Annotated in this window: 17 protein-coding genes and 1 pseudogene; 11 read left to right on the forward strand and 7 right to left on the reverse strand. The window is 65.6% G+C overall.

Annotated elements, in window-relative coordinates; genetic code table 11:
* The first annotated feature begins 104 nt into the window (after positions 1-104).
* Positions 105-1,758, forward strand: a pseudogene (locus tag G6N56_RS29400) (PPE domain-containing protein).
* A 64-nt stretch (positions 1,759-1,822) separates the two neighbouring features.
* Here the strand turns inward: G6N56_RS29400 and G6N56_RS29405 are convergent.
* Positions 1,823-1,948, reverse strand: coding sequence for a hypothetical protein (locus G6N56_RS29405; RefSeq protein ID WP_264019418.1), 126 nt, complete (start codon positions 1,946-1,948; stop codon positions 1,823-1,825).
* Between the two features lie 161 nt (positions 1,949-2,109).
* Here G6N56_RS29405 and G6N56_RS04585 point away from each other — a divergent pair, with 161 nt between their 5' ends.
* A complete protein-coding gene (locus G6N56_RS04585; protein ID WP_158090749.1) occupies positions 2,110-4,881 on the forward strand; it encodes a helix-turn-helix transcriptional regulator in 2,772 nt (923 codons plus the stop codon).
* A 155-nt stretch (positions 4,882-5,036) separates the two neighbouring features.
* Here the strand turns inward: G6N56_RS04585 and G6N56_RS04590 are convergent, their stop codons facing one another.
* Together G6N56_RS04590 and G6N56_RS04595 are read right to left on the reverse strand one after the other, a co-directional pair.
* A complete protein-coding gene (locus G6N56_RS04590) occupies positions 5,037-6,050 on the reverse strand; it encodes an LLM class flavin-dependent oxidoreductase (RefSeq protein WP_085257310.1) in 1,014 nt (337 codons plus the stop codon).
* A gap of 24 nt (positions 6,051-6,074) precedes the next feature.
* Positions 6,075-6,716: a zinc-binding dehydrogenase gene (locus G6N56_RS04595; RefSeq protein WP_163645083.1), complete on the reverse strand. Its 642-nt coding sequence runs from the start codon at positions 6,714-6,716 to the stop codon at positions 6,075-6,077.
* A 134-nt stretch (positions 6,717-6,850) separates the two neighbouring features.
* Here G6N56_RS04595 and G6N56_RS28820 point away from each other — a divergent pair, with 134 nt between their 5' ends.
* Together G6N56_RS28820 and G6N56_RS28830 are read left to right on the forward strand one after the other, a co-directional pair.
* Positions 6,851-7,174: a transposase gene (locus G6N56_RS28820; protein WP_042791966.1), complete on the forward strand. Its 324-nt coding sequence runs from the start codon at positions 6,851-6,853 to the stop codon at positions 7,172-7,174.
* 294 nt (positions 7,175-7,468) lie between these two features.
* On the forward strand, positions 7,469-8,131 hold the full coding sequence (locus G6N56_RS28830) for an IS3 family transposase (RefSeq protein WP_232069103.1): 663 nt from the start codon (positions 7,469-7,471) through the stop codon (positions 8,129-8,131).
* A 23-nt stretch (positions 8,132-8,154) separates the two neighbouring features.
* On the opposite strand, the gene G6N56_RS04605 is transcribed toward G6N56_RS28830, so the two are convergent.
* Entirely contained in the window at positions 8,155-8,502 is a 348-nt protein-coding gene (locus tag G6N56_RS04605) for an alcohol dehydrogenase catalytic domain-containing protein (RefSeq protein ID WP_163645084.1), read from the reverse strand.
* A gap of 316 nt (positions 8,503-8,818) precedes the next feature.
* Between G6N56_RS04605 and G6N56_RS04610 the strand changes: the two genes are divergently transcribed.
* From G6N56_RS04610 to G6N56_RS04625, 4 genes are all read left to right on the forward strand, one after another.
* Positions 8,819-9,385: a hypothetical protein gene (locus G6N56_RS04610; protein ID WP_085257312.1), complete on the forward strand. Its 567-nt coding sequence runs from the start codon at positions 8,819-8,821 to the stop codon at positions 9,383-9,385.
* A gap of 86 nt (positions 9,386-9,471) precedes the next feature.
* Positions 9,472-11,214, forward strand: coding sequence for an oxalyl-CoA decarboxylase (gene oxc / locus G6N56_RS04615; RefSeq protein ID WP_085257313.1), 1,743 nt, complete (start codon positions 9,472-9,474; stop codon positions 11,212-11,214).
* A gap of 25 nt (positions 11,215-11,239) precedes the next feature.
* Positions 11,240-12,502 (forward strand): formyl-CoA transferase, encoded by a 1,263-nt coding sequence (frc, locus tag G6N56_RS04620; RefSeq protein ID WP_085257314.1) that lies wholly within the window; start codon positions 11,240-11,242, stop codon positions 12,500-12,502.
* A gap of 33 nt (positions 12,503-12,535) precedes the next feature.
* A complete protein-coding gene (locus tag G6N56_RS04625; RefSeq protein WP_085257315.1) occupies positions 12,536-13,369 on the forward strand; it encodes an alpha/beta fold hydrolase in 834 nt (277 codons plus the stop codon).
* A 14-nt stretch (positions 13,370-13,383) separates the two neighbouring features.
* Here the strand turns inward: G6N56_RS04625 and G6N56_RS04630 are convergent, their stop codons facing one another.
* The 3 genes from G6N56_RS04630 to G6N56_RS04635 form a co-directional block, all read right to left on the reverse strand.
* Positions 13,384-14,199: an aldehyde dehydrogenase family protein gene (locus tag G6N56_RS04630; protein ID WP_408632688.1), complete on the reverse strand. Its 816-nt coding sequence runs from the start codon at positions 14,197-14,199 to the stop codon at positions 13,384-13,386.
* Complete coding sequence (locus G6N56_RS29710; protein ID WP_232069213.1) at positions 14,180-14,359, reverse strand: aldehyde dehydrogenase family protein; 180 nt, start codon at positions 14,357-14,359, stop codon at positions 14,180-14,182. The genes G6N56_RS04630 and G6N56_RS29710 overlap by 20 nt, the downstream gene beginning before the upstream one ends.
* Before the next feature lie 133 nt (positions 14,360-14,492).
* Complete coding sequence (locus tag G6N56_RS04635) at positions 14,493-15,200, reverse strand: TetR/AcrR family transcriptional regulator (RefSeq protein WP_085257316.1); 708 nt, start codon at positions 15,198-15,200, stop codon at positions 14,493-14,495.
* A 144-nt stretch (positions 15,201-15,344) separates the two neighbouring features.
* Between G6N56_RS04635 and G6N56_RS04640 the strand changes: the two genes are divergently transcribed.
* The 3 genes from G6N56_RS04640 to G6N56_RS04650 all read left to right on the forward strand — a co-directional run bounded on the left by G6N56_RS04640 (position 15,345) and on the right by G6N56_RS04650 (position 18,679).
* Entirely contained in the window at positions 15,345-16,931 is a 1,587-nt protein-coding gene (locus G6N56_RS04640) for a GMC family oxidoreductase (RefSeq protein WP_163645196.1), read from the forward strand.
* A 159-nt stretch (positions 16,932-17,090) separates the two neighbouring features.
* Positions 17,091-18,014 (forward strand): alpha/beta hydrolase, encoded by a 924-nt coding sequence (locus tag G6N56_RS04645; protein ID WP_085257318.1) that lies wholly within the window; start codon positions 17,091-17,093, stop codon positions 18,012-18,014.
* A 56-nt stretch (positions 18,015-18,070) separates the two neighbouring features.
* Positions 18,071-18,679 carry a TetR/AcrR family transcriptional regulator gene (locus G6N56_RS04650; protein ID WP_085257319.1) on the forward strand — a complete coding sequence of 203 codons (609 nt, stop codon included), beginning with the start codon at positions 18,071-18,073 and terminating at the stop codon, positions 18,677-18,679.
* Positions 18,680-18,698 lie beyond the last annotated feature (19 nt).

Raw genomic sequence — 18,698 nt, forward strand, 5'->3', positions numbered from 1 at the left:
TCGTCAACTTCGCCCGAAAGGGGGCTGCGTGGGCGCGGGTGGACCGGGGTACGGCACCGTCGATCGTCCCGTTACGCAACGTTTGTCGATACCACCTGCCTGACGTGACAACGCCAATCTGGATGGCTTTACCGCCCGAGCTGCACTCGCTGCTGCTTTCGAGCGGGCCGGGCCCCGGCTCGCTGCTGACTGCTGCGGCAGCATGGACCGCCCTGGGCCGCGAGTACGCGGCGGCGGCAGGCGACCTCTCCACATTGCTTGCAGGCGTCCACATTGCTTGCAGGCGCACAGGCCGGGGCGTGGCAGGGCCCGAGCGCCGCGCAATACGTGGTCGCGCACGCCCCTTACGTGGCCTGGCTGCTGCAGGCCAGCGCCGACTGCGCCGCGCTGGCCGCCCAGCACGAAACCGCGGCGACGGCCTACACGGCTGCCGTGGCCTCCATGCCGACGCCGGCCGAGCTCACAGCGAATCACACCGTCCACGGCGTGCTGGTGGCGACGAACTTCTTCGGCATCAACACCGTCCCGATCGCCCTCAACGAGGCGGACTACGCGCGTATGTGGATCCAGGCCGCCACCGCCATGGCCACCTACGAAGCGACATCGACCGCCGCGATGGCCGCCGCGCCGAGCACCGCACCGGCGCCGCAGATCACGAAGGCGGACTCGGGGAGTGGGGGGAACACCAGCGGAATGGGTGTTGGCTCCGGGATGGGCATGGGCTCCGGAATGGGCAACATGCCCGGCATGGGGACGTCATTGCCCACAACTCCCGAGCAGTGGCTGCAAGCGATCTTCCCCATCAACCCGCTTGGGCCTCCCACGACACTGAACCCGACGCTGTCGATGTTTCTCTCGCGCGCCGAGACAATGCTCCCGATGTATGCGAACAACCCCGAGCAACTTGTCGAGGCCATCGCGTTGTTGGGTACGCAGTTCGTCGTTCACCGAACGCTGGTGCTGATCAACATCTTCTACAACTATCCGACGCTGCTGACGGCCCTGCCCACGTTCGTCGCCGGCAATCCGGTGTATTCGCTAGGGCTGATCGCATCGGCTGCGGCCGCCCCGGCGCCGGCGAGCGGATTCACCGGTCTCGCTGGCTTGGCGGGCATGGCCGCACCGGCGGCCAGTCCGGCGGCAGTGGTCCCGGCACCCGTTGCAACGCTGTCCAATCCGCCGGTCACTCCCCCAGCTCCCGCCGTCGCGTCGGCGGTCACCCCCACGTTCGCTCCCGGGCCGGGCCCCGCCCCGCCCCCTTGGGGCGCGCCAACCGCACCGCCACCGTTCACGGGAACCGAGGGAGGCCCGGCTACAGACACTTTGGCCCTCCCGTACCTGGTCGGCGGATTGCCGACCGACGCCGAATCGCGGACACCATGCCCGGTGCGGAGGCCGACATCGGCCGCCGCCGCCGCTCCGTCGGCGGCAGCGGCATCAGATCCGAAGCCCGACCAAACGCGGCAGCGCCGACGAGCGGCGCCTGGGCACATCGACAGGGGCTACCGCTACGAATTCCTCGACGCGGACTCCGTGGCCCGCGCCGCAACGGTCGATCCTGACGAAACGTCCGCGGCGGAGCCCACCGGTCAGGGCGGCGCGGGCCCCCTCGGCTTCGCTGGCACCGCGAGTGGGAGACCCGGACAACCGGCGAGCGGCCTGACCACGTTGGCGGGCGACAACTTCGGTAACCAATCGACCGCCCCGATGTTGCCCGGAAACTGGCAGTCCGGCTCCGAGGGACCGGGCAGCGGATAAGCGGTGGCGCCACAGGGCCGGCTGCAAGCGGCTACGCGGCGTCGTGAAAGATCGGGCCGAGCGTCTAGCGCTCGCCCGGGACGAACGACCGACACCCGGTGGCGCGGAAGTTGGTCTCGTCGGCGTAGAGCGCGCGGATATCCGTGCATTCGGCAGGACCGTCGACGCGCTGCTGCCACTGCGATGCCATCGCAAGAATTTAGGCCCGTCACCGATGCGCGGCAGCCGCCGGGCAGGCAGTCCCGGGGGTTCCGTGCCGAGGTCAAAGGAAAAAACGCTCCGACTGGGCTGTCCCATGGCGGTCACGCCGCTGCTGTGGCCGTGAGCCTCGGAATGGCTGACAATGGACCCGTGAACCCCCTGGTAGCGCCGGTGCAGTCGAAACGGGTGCTGGTCGGCCGGGATCGCGAGCTCGAAGCGGTCAGGCGGTTTGTCGACCAAACCGCCAGTAGCGGCGGCGCGCAACTCCTGGTCGGGCCGGCTGGTGTCGGCAAGACCAGGCTGCTCGACGAGGCGAAAGCGATCGCGGGCGCCCTCGGCCTCTGCGTGCTGGCAACGGAGGGCGTTGAGTTCGAAGCCACGCTCAGCTATGCGGGCCTCAACCGTTTGATCGCTCCACTGCGGGTTCACTTCGACCTTATCCAGCGCGCACATCGACAGGCCCTTGACGTCGCACTGGGGTATGCGGCCGGTCCGCCCTCGACCCCGCTGTTGATTTATGACGCGGCTTCGACACTTCTCGAGCGGGCCTCCCGTCAGCGGCCGATCCTCATCGTGGTCGATGATCTTCCGTGGCTGGATGCGGCGAGCGCGAAAGTCCTCGGGTTTGTCATCCAGCGAGTTGCCGGCACGCGGACCGGCTTCATCGGGACCGCGCGGGACACCGAGCAGTTGCCGTTTGACCGACGCGTACTGACAGAACTCGACGTCCGGCCGCTCAACGGTGAAGAATCCGAACTGTTGCTAAGGCAACGGCACCCGCATTTGCCGACAGCATCGCGGCGCCGGGTCCTGGAACACGCCCAAGGCAATCCGCTGGCGATCCTGGAGCTCGGCACCGTCTTTCAGCATCGTCACCGAGATCGCGGCGAAAGTGGCCATCACGTCCCTTTGACCGATCGCCTGAAAGAATCGTTTGCTTTTCGAATCTCCGATCTCGAGGATGCAACCAGACGATCGCTGTTGTTGCTCGCGCTGGATGGGCGGGAAGATCTCTCCGTGCTGGCACGCGTGGGCATAGACTTCCGCGACCTGGCACCCGCCGAGCGGGCCGGTCTGGTGGTCGTTGATCATTCGCAGTTGTCGCTCAGGTTCGTGCATCCGCTCATCAGGTCCGCGGTGGTCGAGGACGCCGATGCCGAGCAGGTTCGCATGGCTCATTTGTTCCTCGCCGAGGCACTGTGCGACCAGCCATCAAGGCGGGCCTGGCATCTCGCCGACGCCGCGGTCGACCTCGATGGGGACACAGCGCACCTGCTTCAGGAGGCGGCCAACGAGGCGTTGCGGCGCGGTGATGTTTACGGCTGCGCCCATGGCCTCGTGCGTGCGGCCCGGCTGAGCCCCGACATCGAGGCTCGCCGCCGCTGGCTTGCCCAGGCGGCGTATCTCGAGGCGGAGGTGATCGGCGAGCCGGCCGACGCGTCGCGGCACCTTAACGACTTCCGGCATCTACCCGAATGTGATGCGGGTAATTTGCACGCCGTCATCGCCACGGCAGTACTCTACGCGGATACCGGCGGTGACTGCGGGTCTGCACACCACATGATCGAAAATGTGGTCGCCGCGGGATGGCACGGCTGGCATGCCGACAACGATGAACTCGTCGAGCTCTTCTACGCGTGGTTCATCATCTGCTGGCAGGCGGGGGTGCCCAGCTATTTCGACTCGTATTTTCAAGCGCTCGAAAGGCTCCGACCTCTTTGTCCGCAAGAACTTTCGCTGCTGGCCCGGGCTTTTGGTGATCCCGTTCGACTCGGGTCCGGTGTTCGCGACGAACTGAAACGTGTGATCGACGCGAAGGCGGACGATGCCGACTCGATGACGATCGTCCGATTGAACACTGCGGGCACCTATGTCGATCTCCTTGCGCCTGGGCGGAGAGCGACCTGGCGTCTCATCGAAGACGGACGGCACGGGGACGCGTTGCGGCCATACTTCCGTGCGCTGATGGTGCAGTTCCTCGACGACTACGCCGCCGGACACTGGCAGCGAGCCCAGGAGTTGGCCGACGAAGGGGTTGAGGCGTCGAAAAACACTGGTATGACTTCTAGTTGGTATTTTCTCTACGCGGAGGCCCTTCTTGCCGCGGTGCGCGGTGATGTCACCGAAGCTGCCCGGTGGGCCGCCCAGCTTGACGTGAGCGCATTGGCCCGGGAAGCGTTTGGAATACAACGCCTCAACCATCACGCACGCACCCTGGCGGCCCAAGCGCAGGGCGACTGGGAAAGCGCCTATCGTCACGCGAGGGCCCTGAGCCGACCGGGAACCTTCGACCGCTACCAACCACACGCGCTTTGGGTCGCTTACGACCTGGTCGAGGCCGCGCTGCGCACCGGGCGCCGCGAAGATGCTATGGCTCACGTCCAGGCGATGATCGACCTGAAGATACGCGACCTTTCGCCGCGCCTGGCGCTCTTGACGGCCGGTGCCGCCGGTCTTGCAGACGAAAGCCCCGAAGGTATAGCGAACTTCGAGACCGCCTTGCACGCCACGGACCCGTCGTCGTGGCCGTTCGATTACGCCCGGGTACAGCTCGCCTACGGAAGTCGCCTGCGTCGAGAGCTGCGTCTGCAAGACGCGCGACTGCTCCTACACGAGGCGCTCGCCACGTTCGAGGCCCTCGGAGCGGCTCCTTGGGCGGAACGCACACGAGGCGAGTTGCGGGCAGCGCGAGACAAGGCCGGCGCGCCAGAGGGTGCGACTGAGCTGACTCCACAGGAATTGACTATCGCGGAGCTCGCGGCCGGCGGTCTGTCCAACAAAGAGATTGGTGCCCAGCTGTTTCTCTCGCCTCGCACCGTGGGAGGGCACCTCTACCGGATCTACCCGAAACTGGGTATCAGTAGTCGTGCGGCCCTGCGGGACGCGATCTCGGCGCTGCGGTCCGGAATCGACAACGAATAGCTCACTGCCTCGGATGTCGCGAGTAAGGGGCGCGTCGAGCATCCGCGCGTCGCGGCCAGGTGCCGCACCGGCGCTTGGGCGGCCTCGGGTAAGGACACCGACAAGACAATCGACGATGACGCGGGCTGTCGAAGCTCACCCCTGAAGCGTTGATCTCACGTCGGGTCGGCGTTCGGCAGCTCGTGGTAGACAGATCGGGCCACCTGCTCGCCGAGAATTTCTACTGCCCGGATGGTCTTACCGATCGGCATGTTATTGCGGCCGATTTCGAATAGGACGCGCTGCGGTCTGAGGACGGCGTGAAGCTGCAGCAGCTGCTCGGTCACCGCCGGCGCATGTCCGAGGATCATCGGCCCCGAGAGCATGACCTTGTTTGCGTCCGCGTGTCCACGCAGCAGATGGGGTCCGTAGAACGGGCCGGCCTGGCGCAATGCGCGTTCGGGAGTTTCGGCCAGATGAGCCGGCACGAGGATGGTGATGTGGGGACGCGCGGCAACCCTGCTGTCGAAGCTGTTTCGGTAGAGGTCTGCGTAAGGGACGTAAGAATCCCACCGGCCCCTTCCGATGAGGATGGTCAGCGGCACCGCCGACGATGCCGCCAACCCGATGCGCCGCCTGTTCTTGCTCGTTGTGATACCGATCGGCAAGGCGGGCCGGGGTATTGGCGCCACGGATGCGTTTCGAAGCGCCGCTCTCCACCTGCCGGACCACGTAACGTTCGCCTTGCCCCGCAGGAGCAGCAAGAGCTCAAGCTTCTCCTCCAGTAGGTCGTCGTCATCAGTGAGTCGGTGGCCGAACAGTGTAAAAGCCTCGGGAAACTCGTCGCGTCCCACAAACAACTCGGCGCGACCGTTTGACAAGGCGTCCAAGGTAGAAAACTGCTCAAGGACCCGAAGGGGGTCGTCCGAGGCGAGCACGGTCAGTACGCTGGCGAGCCGGACGTATCTGGTGTGTTCGGCCAGTGAAGCCAAAACTACCGCGGGCGCAGAGATGGCGAATTCCCGCCGATGGTGCTCGCCCAGGCCGAACAGGTCGAGGCCGACCGACTCGGTGACTGCGGCTAATTCCTTGAGTTCGCCGAGCTTCTGGACGGGAGTCGACACGTCGACTGACTTGTCGACATAACTGCCCAACTCGCCGTAACCGAAGACGCCGAGCTGGATCCTCACATGTCCCCGTACTGTCGAAGCGGCTCAGAACAGGTCGGCGACGGTAACCAGCGACTTGATGGCACGCCGCTCATCCATTGCGGCGTAAGCAACTCCGATGCTGTCGAGGTCGGTTCTGAAGTCGAAAACCTTTCCTGGATCGATACGTTGGGTCAACACGTCACCCATGAGCTCCGGCAGGTACACGCGCACCGGCGCCGTCCCCCCGTGCACGCCCACGTTCCGGGCAAAGATCTCCGGCGCGGATATCTCCACGCCGTGTGGCAGCCCCACATTGCCCACCATCGCCCCCGCACGGCAGATTCCGATTGCCGTCTGCATCGACTGATTCGTTCCGACGCACTCCAGAGCCGCGTCCACGCCGATGCCGCCGGTGAGCTCCTTCACCGCCGCGACCGCATCTTCGCCCCTTTCCGCGACGACGTCGGTGGCCCCGAACCGTTCGGCGAGCCGCTGGCGTGATGGGTTGCGGCTCAACGCGACGATCCGCTCGGCACCAAGTCTTTTCGCCGCGATCACCCCGCACAGCCCCACAGCTCCGTCGCCCACCACCGCGACGGTGTCACCTTTCTGGACCTCGGCCGATACCGCGGCATGATTGCCGGTCCCCATAACGTCAGACAGCGTCAGGAGGGACGCGAGAATATCCGTCGAATAATCAGCCATCGAACCGGGCACTTTGACGAGTGTGCCGTCGGCCAGCGGCAGACGGACCAGCTCTCCTTGACCACCACTGTGATTGTCGCGGGTGAGCCGTCCCGGCGTTTCCGGAGACTCCCGATCTTGGGAGGATCTGGGTTATGGGACGTGTCAGCAAGTACCCCGACGAGCTTCGTGAACGTGCGGTGCGCATGGTCGCTGAGGTGCGCCCGCAGTACCCGTCGCAGTGGGCGGCGATCACGGCGGTCACGGGCATGTTGGGGATCGGCACACCGGAGACGTTGCGGACCTGGATCCGCCGCTCGGAGGTCGATACCGGCCAGCGGCCGGGTGTGACCTCCGCGATGGCCGAGGAGAACAAGGCGCTGCGCAAGGAGATTGCCGAGCTGCGCCGGGCCAACGAGATCTTGAAAGCAGCGGCGATTTTCTTCGGGGCCGAGCTCGACCGGCCCGGGAGACGGTGATCCGGTTCATCGCCGAACACAAGGACCACCAGGTGGCCGGCCCCAACGGCGGGCCGGGCTGCGCTGGGGTGTCGAGCCCATGTGCGGTGCTGTCTGAGCATGGCGTGCCGATCAGCCCGTCGACCTACTACGAGTGGATCAACAAGACCCCGACACGACGGCAGATCCATGACGCCGAGCTGGTCGAGATCATCACCGCGGCGCGGGAAGACAAGAAAAAGGCAAGTTCGTCCAGACGCTGGGGTCACGCAAGTTGTGGATCTGGCTACGCAGCCAGGGTCACGATGTCGCCCGGTGCACGGTGGAGCGGATCATGCGCGAGAACGGTTGGGAGGGCGCGCGGTACGGATCCAAGCACAAGACCACCATCGCCGACGACACTCATCGGCGATACCCGGATCTGGTGGACCGCCGCTTTATGCCGCGGCGCCAAATCGGTTGTGGGTGGCCGACTTTACGTATGTGTCGACCTGGATGGGATTCGTCTACGTCGCATTCGTCATCGACGCCTACAGCCGCCGGATCCTAGGCTGGCGGGCCGCCAGATCCATGACCACCGATCTGGTCCTCGACGCTATCGAGCATGCGTTCTTCACTCGCGCCCAGGACGGCACCACCAGTCTGCACGGGCTGATTGCGCACAGCGACGCGGGCAGTCAATACACCTCGGTGGCCTTCACCCAGCGGCTCATCGATGAGGGCGTGGATCCCTCCGTCGGCTCGGTTGGCGATGCGCTGGACAATGCGCTGGCCGAGACCACCGTCGGCTCGTTCAAGAACGAACTTATCCGCCGGCAAGGCCCGTGGCGCGACGTCAACCAGGTCGAGCTGGCGACCGCTGAATGGGTGGTCTGGTTCAACACCGAACGCCCCCACGAGTACCTCGACGACTTCACTCCCGAGGCCGTCGAGACGCTCTACTACGATCACAAACGCACCCCACCAAAGGCAGGGTGATTCAACGAATGCAGTCTCCGGACTCACCGGGACGGCTCACGGGGGATGAACCCACCGTTCACACAAGCAGTGGTCATGCCCGCCCGGCAGTTCGGGCACGTGCCGTCGCTGTAAGACCAGGGTGAAATCACGAAATCCCCGGGCGCAACCGTGGCCACATCACTGCCGACCTGCTCGACGATGCCAATGAATTCGTGTCCGATCGGGCTGCCCGGCACGTAGTCGGTGAGCCCGCGGTAGTGCCACAGGTCCGAGCCGCACACGGAGGCCAGCCCGACTCGCACGATGGCATCCGCGGGATCGACGATGTGCGGATCCGGTCGATATTCACATTCCACGGTGCGTTCACCCAGGAAAACTGCCGCTCTCATCGCCGCCTCCCGACTACCGCTAGGGGCCGCGCCCCCACGGGTCGCAGTCCCAGCAAGACCATCACGGGGTCGGCCCCCCAGTCCTGAGTCATTTGACCTGTTTGCACCGGGTGACCCGGTCAGTCGCGGAGCTCGAATGGACAAGCGAGTCAAACGACTCAGGACACGGCCGTGGTCGTCATGGTGTCCTGGCTACGACGGCGTTCAGGGACAGATTGCGAAGGCGTAAGCCAGGTCGGTCCACGAAACCCTGTGCGCAACAACGTCACTAGGGGACGCCTCGTGAGACGTCCATCATGACCGGCAAAGGAGGACGATGACAACCTTGGACGAATCGCGGCCCCCCTTCGAGCGACGCATCCTGTGCGAGTCGAGCGCAAAATTCACTATCAACGCACCCTCGTCACTGATCGACATCACCGACTGGCTGTACACCCTGGGCGACCAGGAGTACATCAACTGCACGCCCCGTTCGAAAGCCCACCTTGCGGCCGGCACCACCACCACCCCGGACGGGCGGCGCATGTCGATCAACGTCGAAGACATCGGTGGTGTCCTCATCGTCGAGCACTACGTCGAAGACATCAGCGAGAAGCTGCATTGCCGCGTTCACTCCATCTCCGACAACTTGGTCGGTCGCGAGTACACGGCCACTGAAGTGGTCTGGGAACTGATCGCCGAGCCCAAGGGTGACGACTACCACGAGTTCACCAACAACGTCTGGGTGTGGACGACGCCGAGTTACGACCGTTACCTCGACGCGCACCGCATGCCGTACGAAGATGCACGCCACGACTACCAGCGTGCCGTGGAGCTCCATAACGCCGAGGAGACGCCGTTTTTCGCGGCCTCGATCGAGAGACGCGCGCTTCGCAACCGGTGAGCCGGCCCGCGCAAGGAGCGCGGCCACTGGCCCACACCGCCTGGCGCATCTGTAATCAGCCCTGCTCGTTATCGAAGGAGCCGACTATGGCCGCACCGCACGCCGACGCATGCGCCCAATCCCCCACCCCCGTGGACACCACAAAGACCGACGGTTACCACCTGGTCGTGGACGCACTCAAGCTCAATGGAGTCTCGACCATCTATGGTCTGGTCGGTATCCCGGTGACCGACCTGGCTCGAGTCGCTCAAGCCTCCGGCGTCCGATTTCTTGGATTCCGTCACGAAAGCGCGGCCGGCCACGCGGCCGCGGCGGCCGGGTTTCTCACCGGCAAACCGGGTATGTGCCTCACGGTCTCCGGTCCCGGTTTCCTCAATGGCCTTGTCTCCCTGGCGAACGCGACTACAAACTGCTTTCCCATGATCCAGGTGGCAGGATCGAGCGACCGCAGCATCATCGACCTCAAGCGTGGCGACTACGAGGAGCTGGACCAGTTCGCCATCGCCCAGACGCTCGCCAAGGCGGCCTACCGCGTAGACCGCGCGAAAGACATCGGGCTGGGGGTCGCCCGGGCAATCCGCACCGCGATGTCCGGACGGCCGGGAGGCGTGTACCTCGACATCCCAGCGGCGGTGCTGGGCGAGGTGCTCGACGCCGACACCGGAACACGCTCCCTTCGGCAGGTTGTCGACCCGGCGCCGCTCCAGCCGCCTACGCCACGCTCGGTGGACCGCGCGATTGCCCTGCTTGCCGGGGCGCAACGACCACTGATAGTTCTCGGCAAGGGTGCGGCCTATGCCCGGGCCGACGCCGCGATCCAACGATTCGTCGAGTCGACGGGCATTCCGTTTCTGCCCATGTCCATGGCCAAGGGGTTACTGCCCGACGGCCACCCCCAGTCCGCGGCCGCAGCGCGATCGCTGGCCCTGAGAGATGCCGACGTCGTGATGCTCATCGGAGCGCGACTGAACTGGTTGCTCAATCACGGTGAAGCCCCGCACTGGAACCCGGACGCTCGGTTCATCCAGGTCGACATCGACCCAACCGAACTGGACAGCAACCAGGCCATCAGTGCACCGTTGGTGGGTGACATCTCCTCGGTGATGGATGCTCTGAACGAACACGCCGGCATCGGCGACGTCACGGCACCACAACCCTGGCTACAGACGCTCGCCGCCCGGTCGTCGGAGAACACAGCCAGGATGGATGCCCACCTGACCGCGGAATCGGCTCCGGGTAAACCGATGGGCTTCTACCCCGCCCTGCGAGTCGTCCGGGACGTGCTGGCCAATCACCCCGGCATCTATCTGATCAACGAGGGCGCAAATACCTTGGACTACACCCGCAACGTCATCGGCATGCCGCTGCCGCGCCACCGTCTGGACAGCGGCACATGGGGTGTGATGGGCATTGGCCTGGGATACGCGATCGCCGCGGCGGTCGAAACCGGTCAGCCAGTGGTGGCGATCGCGGGTGACAGCGCCTTCGGATTTTCCGGCATGGAGATGGAAACGATCTGCCGCTACGGTCTGCCCATCACCGTCGTGGTCTTCAACAATGGGGGCATCTACAAGGGCGACGGCGTAAATCCCGCGTCGGCAGACCCGTCCCCCACCACGTTGATGCGCACCGCCCGGTACGACCGTGTCATCGAAGCATTCGGTGGCACTGGATATTTCGCGACAACACCGGTCCAATTGGGTGCAGCGCTGTCCACCGCGCTCACCTTGCGCCGACCGGCATTGATCGACTGCGTCATCGACCCCGCCGACGGCACCGAAAGCGGCCATCTGACCGCACTCAACCCCGTCGGCGTGGAAAAGCCATGAAGAACAACGCGTGAGAGGAATTGACATGGAGTCCGCACCCCTGGCCGGTATCAAGGTCATCGATTTCACCGGCGTCCAGGCCGGCCCCGCCTGCACACAGATGCTGGCCTGGTTCGGCGCCGACGTGCTCAAGGTGGAACGGGTCACCGGCGGTGACGTCACCCGTAATCAGCTGCGCGACATCCCCGGCATCGACGCCCTGTACTTCACCATGCTCAACAGCAACAAACGATCCCTGGCCGTCAACACCAAGACACCGCAGGGACTCGAGATCATGGAGAAGTTGATCAAGGATGCCGACATCCTGGTGGAGAACTTCGCGCCCGGCGCGATGGATCGAATGGGTCTGTCCTGGGAACACATTCACAAACTGAATCCACGGTTGATCTTCGGCTCGATCAAGGGCTTCAACGAGCAATCCCCGTGGAAGGACCTCAAGGTCTATGAGAACGTCGCCCAGTGCGCCGGCGGCGCGGCCTCGACGACCGGATTCTGGGACGGCCCACCGACCGTCAGCGCCGCCGCGCTCGGGGACTCCAACACCGGCATGCACCTGTTGATCGGACTGTTGACCGCGCTGCAGGCCCGCGAGAAATCTGGTGTGGGACAAAAGGTCTCGGTTGCGATGCAAGACGCTGTGCTCAACCTGTGCCGGGTCAAACTGCGCGACCAAGAACGTCTAGAGCACGTGGGTTATCTCGAGGAGTACCCCCAGTACCCGAACGGCAAGTTCGGGGACACGGTGCCGCGTAGCGGCAACGCCGGCGGCGGTGGACAGCCAGGGTGGGTGCTCAAGTGCAAGGGTTGGCAGGACGACCCCAACGCCTACATCTACTTCACCATCCAGGAACAGAACTGGGCCAACACTTGCGAGGCAATCGGTAAGCCGGAATGGATCGACGATCCGGCCTACACCACACCCAAGGCCCGCCAGCCCCACATCTTCGACATCTTTGCCGACATTGAAAAGTGGTTGGCCGACAAAGACAAATACGAGGCTGTCGACATCCTGCGCAGGTACGACGTGCCCTGCGCGCCCGTGCTGAGCATGAAGGAAATCGCCGCCGACGCGGCCCTGCGGGCCAGCGGCACCGTCGTCGAGGTCGAGGAAGAGAAGCGCGGCAAGTTCCTCACCGTGGGAAGCCCCATCAAATTCTCGGAATTCGTTCCCGCCATCACCGGCGCCCCACTGCTGGGCGAACACACCGCCGCGGTCTTGACCGACCTGGGATACACCGCGGACCAGATCAGGGAGATGGACGCCGCGCAGATCATCCGCACCGAGTGATGGCCGGCAAACGCCTGGAAAGGAGACTGAGCAATGGCTTTCATCGCCGTGGGCCATGAGAACACCGCTCCGATCGAGCTCTACTACGAAGACCATGGCCGAGGTCGGCCCGTAGTCCTCATTCACGGCTATCCGCTGGACGGCCGGTCGTGGGAGAAGCAACAACGGGCTTTGATCGAAGCGGGATATCGCGTTATCGCCTACGACCGAAGGGGCTTCGGCCGCTCCAGCCAGCCCACCGTCGGCTACGACTGGGATACCTTCGCCGCCGACCTACGGATCCTGATCGATGCGCTGGAACTGACCGAGGTGATGCTCGTCGGATTCTCGATGGGAACCGGGGAAGCATTGCGCTATGTCAGCACGTACGGTTCATCGAGGGTCGCCAAGCTGGCCTTCCTGGCGCCCCTGGAGCCGTACCTCCTTGTCGCGAAGGACAATCCGAGCGGTCTACCGCACAGCGTGTTCGAAGGACTCGCCCGTGCCGCCATCGCCGACCGCTACGCGTATTTCACGCAGTTCTTCCGCGACTTCTACAACCTCGACGAGAATTTGGGCACCCGGGTCAGCGAGGAAGCAGTCCAGCACAGCTGCAACGTTGCAGCCGGCGCGTCATGGTTCGCTTCGTCGGCGTGTGTGGCGACCTGGTACGAGGATTTCCGCTCGGACATAGTCACGATCCGCGAGCCCACACTCATCATGCAAGGCACCGGCGATCGCGTCCTGCCCATCGCAGCCACCGGACGGCCATTCGCCGAGGCGCTGCCCGAAGCCCGCTATGTCGAAATCCAGGGCGCGCCACACGGGATGATGTGGACACACGCCGACGAGGTCAACAGCCACCTGCTCGAGTTTCTTCGAAGTTGACGGGTGCGAGCGCACTACGGCGTGGGGTCGATAACCGGCGCCGACCAGTGCACGACCTTGACGGCCGTCATCTCGTCGAGCAGTTCGGGTCCGAAGCCGAAGCCGGTGCCGCTGGCTCGGCGGGGCTCCGAGGCCCCGCCGGGCGCGCCACCGAACACACCGTTGATCTTGACCGTGCCGACCGGAAGGCTGCGCCACGCCTCCTGGCCGTGCGCCATGTCTCCGGTCAGGACGGTGGCGGCCAAACCGTAGCGGTCATCGGCCGCCTCGGCCAGCGCGGTCGCGAAGTCCGGCACCAGCCGCACGGGCGCGACGGGCCCAAACGTCTCCTCGCACATGACCTGCATGTCCGGCGAGCAGTCCGCCGGCACGGTCGGCGGGTAGTACGTGCCCGGCCCCGGTCGCGGCTCGCCGCCGATCAAGACACCGGCGCCCCGCCGCGTCGCGTCTTCCACCTGCGCGTGGACGTGCTCCCGGTGCCGCTCGTCGACCAATGGCCCGATACGGTCCGCCCACGTGGACGCCTCGCACACCAGGGCGTCGAGGAACGCCTCGGCGATTGCCTGCACGACGTAGATCCGCTCCACCGACACGCAGATCTGCCCCGCGTTGGCGAATGCGCCGAGCGCGGCCTGGCCGGCCGCCCAGCCGGGGTCCACGTTGTCGTCGACGACCATGGCGTCGTTCCCGCCGTTTTCCAGCAGTGCCTTGGCGCATGCGCGCGCGATCTCCCGGCCGGTAGCGCTACTGCCGACGTGCGCGACGACGTCGACACGCTCGGCCTCCGCCAGGTGGGCGCCAACCGTACCGTCACCGTCGACGACCTCCAGCGCACCCGCGGGGCAGCCGGGCGGCGAGCAACTCGGCGAACCGGCGTCCGGTCTGCGGACAACGCTCGCTGGGCTTGTGCACGACGGTGTTCCCCGTGACGAGCGCGGCGCCGAGCAACCCGGCGGCCACGGCGACGGGATCGTTCCACGGCGTCAGCACCGGCCTGGCGCGCGATAATGCGCGCGCGAGGCGAGCGCGCAGCTCCCGGCTCGAAATTCGCGTCAGCAGCGGCTCGGAATGTCTGGCAAGGGAATTCAGATGTGGCCGGATGCCGGCAGCCCGCTCGAACGGACTACTCGTTGTCCAGATGGTCCGCGGCGGCGATGGCGTCGAGCCATTGGAGCATCAGGGCGGCCTCGGCCTTGGTCAACGGTGTGTGAGCGCGCCGAATCAACGCCGCCAACTGCAGCGCAACGGGCTTCACCGGGGGGGTTCGCTCATTGGTGGGCTTTGACTCGGCATCGATCGTCACTTCGCGAAGGATCGCGTCTCGAACCCGCGCCGATAAGCCGGGGTCAGTGTAGATCTCGGGTTGGGACAAGATGTTCAGCGCGACGCCGATGCAGGCGGCCATGATGGCCTGCGCGGCCTCGGCTGGGCTGGTCTTCAGCTTGCCGGCTTCCGCGCAGCGGATCAGCCGGTCGTAGAGCAGCTGCCGCGTCTCTTCGGCGGCGCCGGGCACCTCTGCCAACTGCGGCGCGTACACCAACCTGTAGACGGTGGGGTTTTCCAGCGCGAACGCAATGTGGTTGTCCCAGGCCGCGTAAAGGTCGTCAACCGGATCGTCCGACGGCGGCTGGGCGCGCTTTTCGCTGAGATACCGCGAGAATGCCCGGTCGATGACGGCGGTCAGCAGGCCGTTCTTGTCCCCGAACAGCCGGTAGAGGACCGGAGACCCGACGCCCACCGCCTCGCAGACTTCACGGGTCGAGATGTCGTTTTGCGGTGATGCGGCGAGCTGAGTCTCTGCTGCTTCCAGCATGCGTGCCCGGACGTCCATGGCCCTAATGTTAGCAGCGATATCACCCCATGCGAATCAGTGCTACGCTGGCGTCGTATCTCCGATACGAGTATCGCGTAGCATCGTTACGAAGGGTCTAGCGTGAAGACACCCGCATACAACGATTCAAAGGAAGACTTCGAGTTGGCCGAACGGGTTCGCGCCAACCAGCAACGATTAACCGCCGCCCTGCAATCCCGGTACGACTTCGTCGTCTGCGGAGCAGGCTCGTCGGGTTCGGTCATCGCCCGCCGACTTGCCGAAAACCCCGCCGTCAGCGTTCTCCTGCTGGAGGCCGGCGGCAGCGACGACCTCCCCAGCGTGTGGACGGCCGACCTGTGGCACACCAATTTGGGCAGCGCGCGAGACTGGGGGTTCCAGAGCGCGCCGGATCCAAATCTGCACGGCCGGACACTGCCGCTGTCAATGGGCAAGGTGCTGGGCGGGGGATCCAGCATCAACGTGATGGTCTGGGCGCGCGGGCACCGCAGCGACTGGGACTTCTTCGCCGCCGAAAGCGGCGAGCCTGCCTGGAGCTACGAATCGGTGTTGAACATCTATCGCGGTATCGAAGACTGGCATGGCGATCCGGACCCGCACTATCGGGGCACCGGGGGGCCGGTGTTCGTCCAACCCGCACCCAATCGCCACCCCCTCGCCGGGGCTGTGGTCGACGCCGCGTCCTCGCTGGGCATTCCCACCTTCGAGAGTCCGAACGGCCGGATGATGGAAACCGCGGCCGGCGCGTCCATCACCGACCTGCGGGTGCGCAACGACGGATCACGTGAATCGGTGTTCCGCTCCTATACCTACCCGTACATGGATCGCCCCAACCTGACCGTCCTGACCCACGCGGTGGTGAAAAGGCTGGTTTGGGAGGGCAATCGGGTCACCGGTGTGACAGTCGCGCACCGCGGCCAGGCCTGTCAGTTCACCGCCGGCACCGAAGTGGTGCTCTCACTCGGCGCCATCCATACCCCCAAGGTTCTGATGCAGTCCGGTGTGGGTGACCAGTCAGAGTTACGCCGAGTCGGGTTACCTGTCCGGCAGCACCTGCCCGGCGTCGGTCAGAATTTCCACGACCACATCGGTTTCGACTGCATGTGGGAGTTCAATGAACCGTTACCCCAGAACTTGAGGTCCGAGGCAACGGTGTTCTGGACAAGCAGGCCCGAACTCACCGACCCGGACCTATTCGCTTGCGAGGGAGCCTTTCCCAAGACCACCCCGGAGAACGCCGCGCGGTACGGCCTTCCCGACGCCAGTTGGATCTTGTTTGCCGCCCTGTCACATCCGCAGAGCCGCGGGCAAGTCCGGCTAACCGGCGCCGCTCCGGACGATCCAGTCGAGATCAACGTGAACGCACTCTCGCACCCGGACGACCTCCGGGCGGCAACGGCCTGCATGGAATTCGTCCGCGAAATCGGCAATGCCGCGCCCGTCCGGCCGTTCGTCAAGCGGGAAGTTATGCCGGGCAACCTGAAAGGCGCGCCGCTGGAAGAGTTCATCCGTAATGCCGCAACAACGTACTGGCATCAGGTCGGCACCGCGAAAATGGGTCGCGATCCGATGTCTGTGGTCGACGGCAGCCTCAAGGTCTACGGCGTGGAGGGTCTGCGAATCGCCGACGGCTCGATCATGCCCCGAATCACCAGTGCGAACACGATGGCGCCATGCGTCGTGATCGGCGAGCGCGCTGCGGAATCCATCAAGGCCGAGCATGGGCTCTGACGGCTGACCATCTGTCGATAACCGGCCTCCCCCCTCCCCTTCGATGCGCATGCCATCCGCGGGCGCGGGGGCGCGCGCTCCCCCGCGCGCCGTCTCGGACACCTTACGCTTGCTGTATGGTCGGTATGCCTGCCGGCGGACCAGAACAGAGAGCATGCGATGGCAAAAGCCCTGCCCCACAACGCATTCACTTCACCGCAGACGGTCGATCCGAGCCTGCGCAAGGCCGCCCGCGTCGCACCACGCGGCTACGCCCTGCATCGCGGCTACAAAGTCCAGCGGACGCTCATGCGGCTCATGGGGAGCGCGGGCCGGCTGCGCGACGTCCCGGTTGCCCGGGTCAACGAGCACGTCACCGTTCGCCTGCACCGCCCCGCGGGCCTCCCCGTCCTTGCGCCGGCGCTGCTCTGGGTCCACGGCGGAGGCACGCTGATGGGCACCGCCGCCCAGGACGACAAGTTCCTGCGCAAGCTGTCGCAGCGCACCGGTGTCGCCGTCGCCGCGGTCGAACACCGACTGGCCCCAGAACACCCTTATCCGACACCGCTCGAGGACTGCTATGCGGCGCTGTCGTGGCTGGCGCACCAACCATGGGTGGACCCCGCCCGCGTCGCCGTTGGCGGCGCCAGTGCCGGTGGACATTTCGCCGCGGCGCTCGCCCAGCGGACAGTCGATCGCGGGGATATCGACCTCGCCTTCCAGCTGCTGGTGTACCCGATGCTCGACGACCGCACCGGCGCCGGCGGTGACCGCCACAAACGTCTCATGTGGACTGGACGAGACAACCAGCTGGCGTGGCGGTGGTATCTGAACGGCGCGGACCCCCGCGAGGCGGCGCCCGCGCGCCGCGAGGACCTATCCGGGCTGCCGCCGGCCTGGATCGGGGCCGGAACGCTGGACCTGTTCTGCGAGGAGGCGCGCGAGTACGCCCGGCGCCTGCGTGCGGCGGGGGTCGCCGTGCATGAGGAGATCGTCCCGGGCGCCTTCCACGCGTTCGACCAGATCGTTGACAAGGCGCCCGTATCGGTGGCCTTCTTCTCCAGTCAATGCGATCACCTGCGGGACGCGCTTACCAACCGGTAGCGGCGGGTGCCGGCAAGTCGACTGCAAAATTTGCGTATCGTGCAACTATGGGTTGCATGTCGAACCAGGTGGGTCTGCGCGAGCGGCGCCGCCGCCAGACCAGCGCGGACATCCGCAACGCCGCCGTGCGCCTGGCGACTGACCGCGGTTTCGACAAGGTCACCATCGAGGAGATATGCGCCGAGGCGGGGATCTCCACGCGCACGTTCTTCAACTACTTCCCCACCAAGGAGTCGGCGCTCGCGTACGGCCCGTCGGACCTCCCCCCGGAGCTGGCCGAGGACTTCATCGCGGCCGGAGCCGCCCCCTACCGGGTCGTGCTGGCCGAACTGATCACGCTGGCCGCACACCACCTCCGCGACCTGCCCCCCCGGCGCGAACAGGCCGCCGGCATGCTAGAGCTCGCCAAGACCTCCCCAGCGGTGCTGGCGGCGTTCCTGGCCGAGCTGGAGCGGTTCCAAATCCAGTTGACCGACATCGTCGCCCGCCGCCAAGGCATGCGGTCCGACGACGAGGTGCCCGCCTTGATCGCCGCACTGGCGCTGACGGCCGTGCGCTCGGGGATTGAGCACTGGGCCAGCGGTGAACCGCGGGACGCCGACGACACGCCGATGCCCTATGTCGAAAGTGCAGCGGCGCTGGTCAACAGCATCTTCGCGAAATGACGGTGCGATAGTTAGGTAG

Source organism: Mycobacterium saskatchewanense, from assembly GCF_010729105.1.
Taxonomy (GTDB): Bacteria; Actinomycetota; Actinomycetes; order Mycobacteriales; family Mycobacteriaceae; genus Mycobacterium; species Mycobacterium saskatchewanense.

Coding starts and splice junctions, on each gene's coding strand:
- G6N56_RS29405 (WP_264019418.1), bottom strand. CDS start 1,948: ATGGCATCGCAGTGGCAGCAGCGCGTCGACGGTCCTGCCGAATGCACG.
- G6N56_RS28820 (WP_042791966.1), top strand. CDS start 6,851: ATGGGACGTGTCAGCAAGTACCCCGACGAGCTTCGTGAACGTGCGGTG.
- G6N56_RS04605 (WP_163645084.1), bottom strand. CDS start 8,502: ATGAGAGCGGCAGTTTTCCTGGGTGAACGCACCGTGGAATGTGAATAT.
- frc (WP_085257314.1), top strand. CDS start 11,240: ATGGAGTCCGCACCCCTGGCCGGTATCAAGGTCATCGATTTCACCGGC.
- oxc (WP_085257313.1), top strand. CDS start 9,472: ATGGCCGCACCGCACGCCGACGCATGCGCCCAATCCCCCACCCCCGTG.
- G6N56_RS04650 (WP_085257319.1), top strand. CDS start 18,071: ATGTCGAACCAGGTGGGTCTGCGCGAGCGGCGCCGCCGCCAGACCAGC.
- G6N56_RS04635 (WP_085257316.1), bottom strand. CDS start 15,200: ATGGACGTCCGGGCACGCATGCTGGAAGCAGCAGAGACTCAGCTCGCC.
- G6N56_RS04595 (WP_163645083.1), bottom strand. CDS start 6,716: ATGGCTGATTATTCGACGGATATTCTCGCGTCCCTCCTGACGCTGTCT.
- G6N56_RS04625 (WP_085257315.1), top strand. CDS start 12,536: ATGGCTTTCATCGCCGTGGGCCATGAGAACACCGCTCCGATCGAGCTC.
- G6N56_RS04645 (WP_085257318.1), top strand. CDS start 17,091: ATGGCAAAAGCCCTGCCCCACAACGCATTCACTTCACCGCAGACGGTC.
- G6N56_RS04610 (WP_085257312.1), top strand. CDS start 8,819: ATGACAACCTTGGACGAATCGCGGCCCCCCTTCGAGCGACGCATCCTG.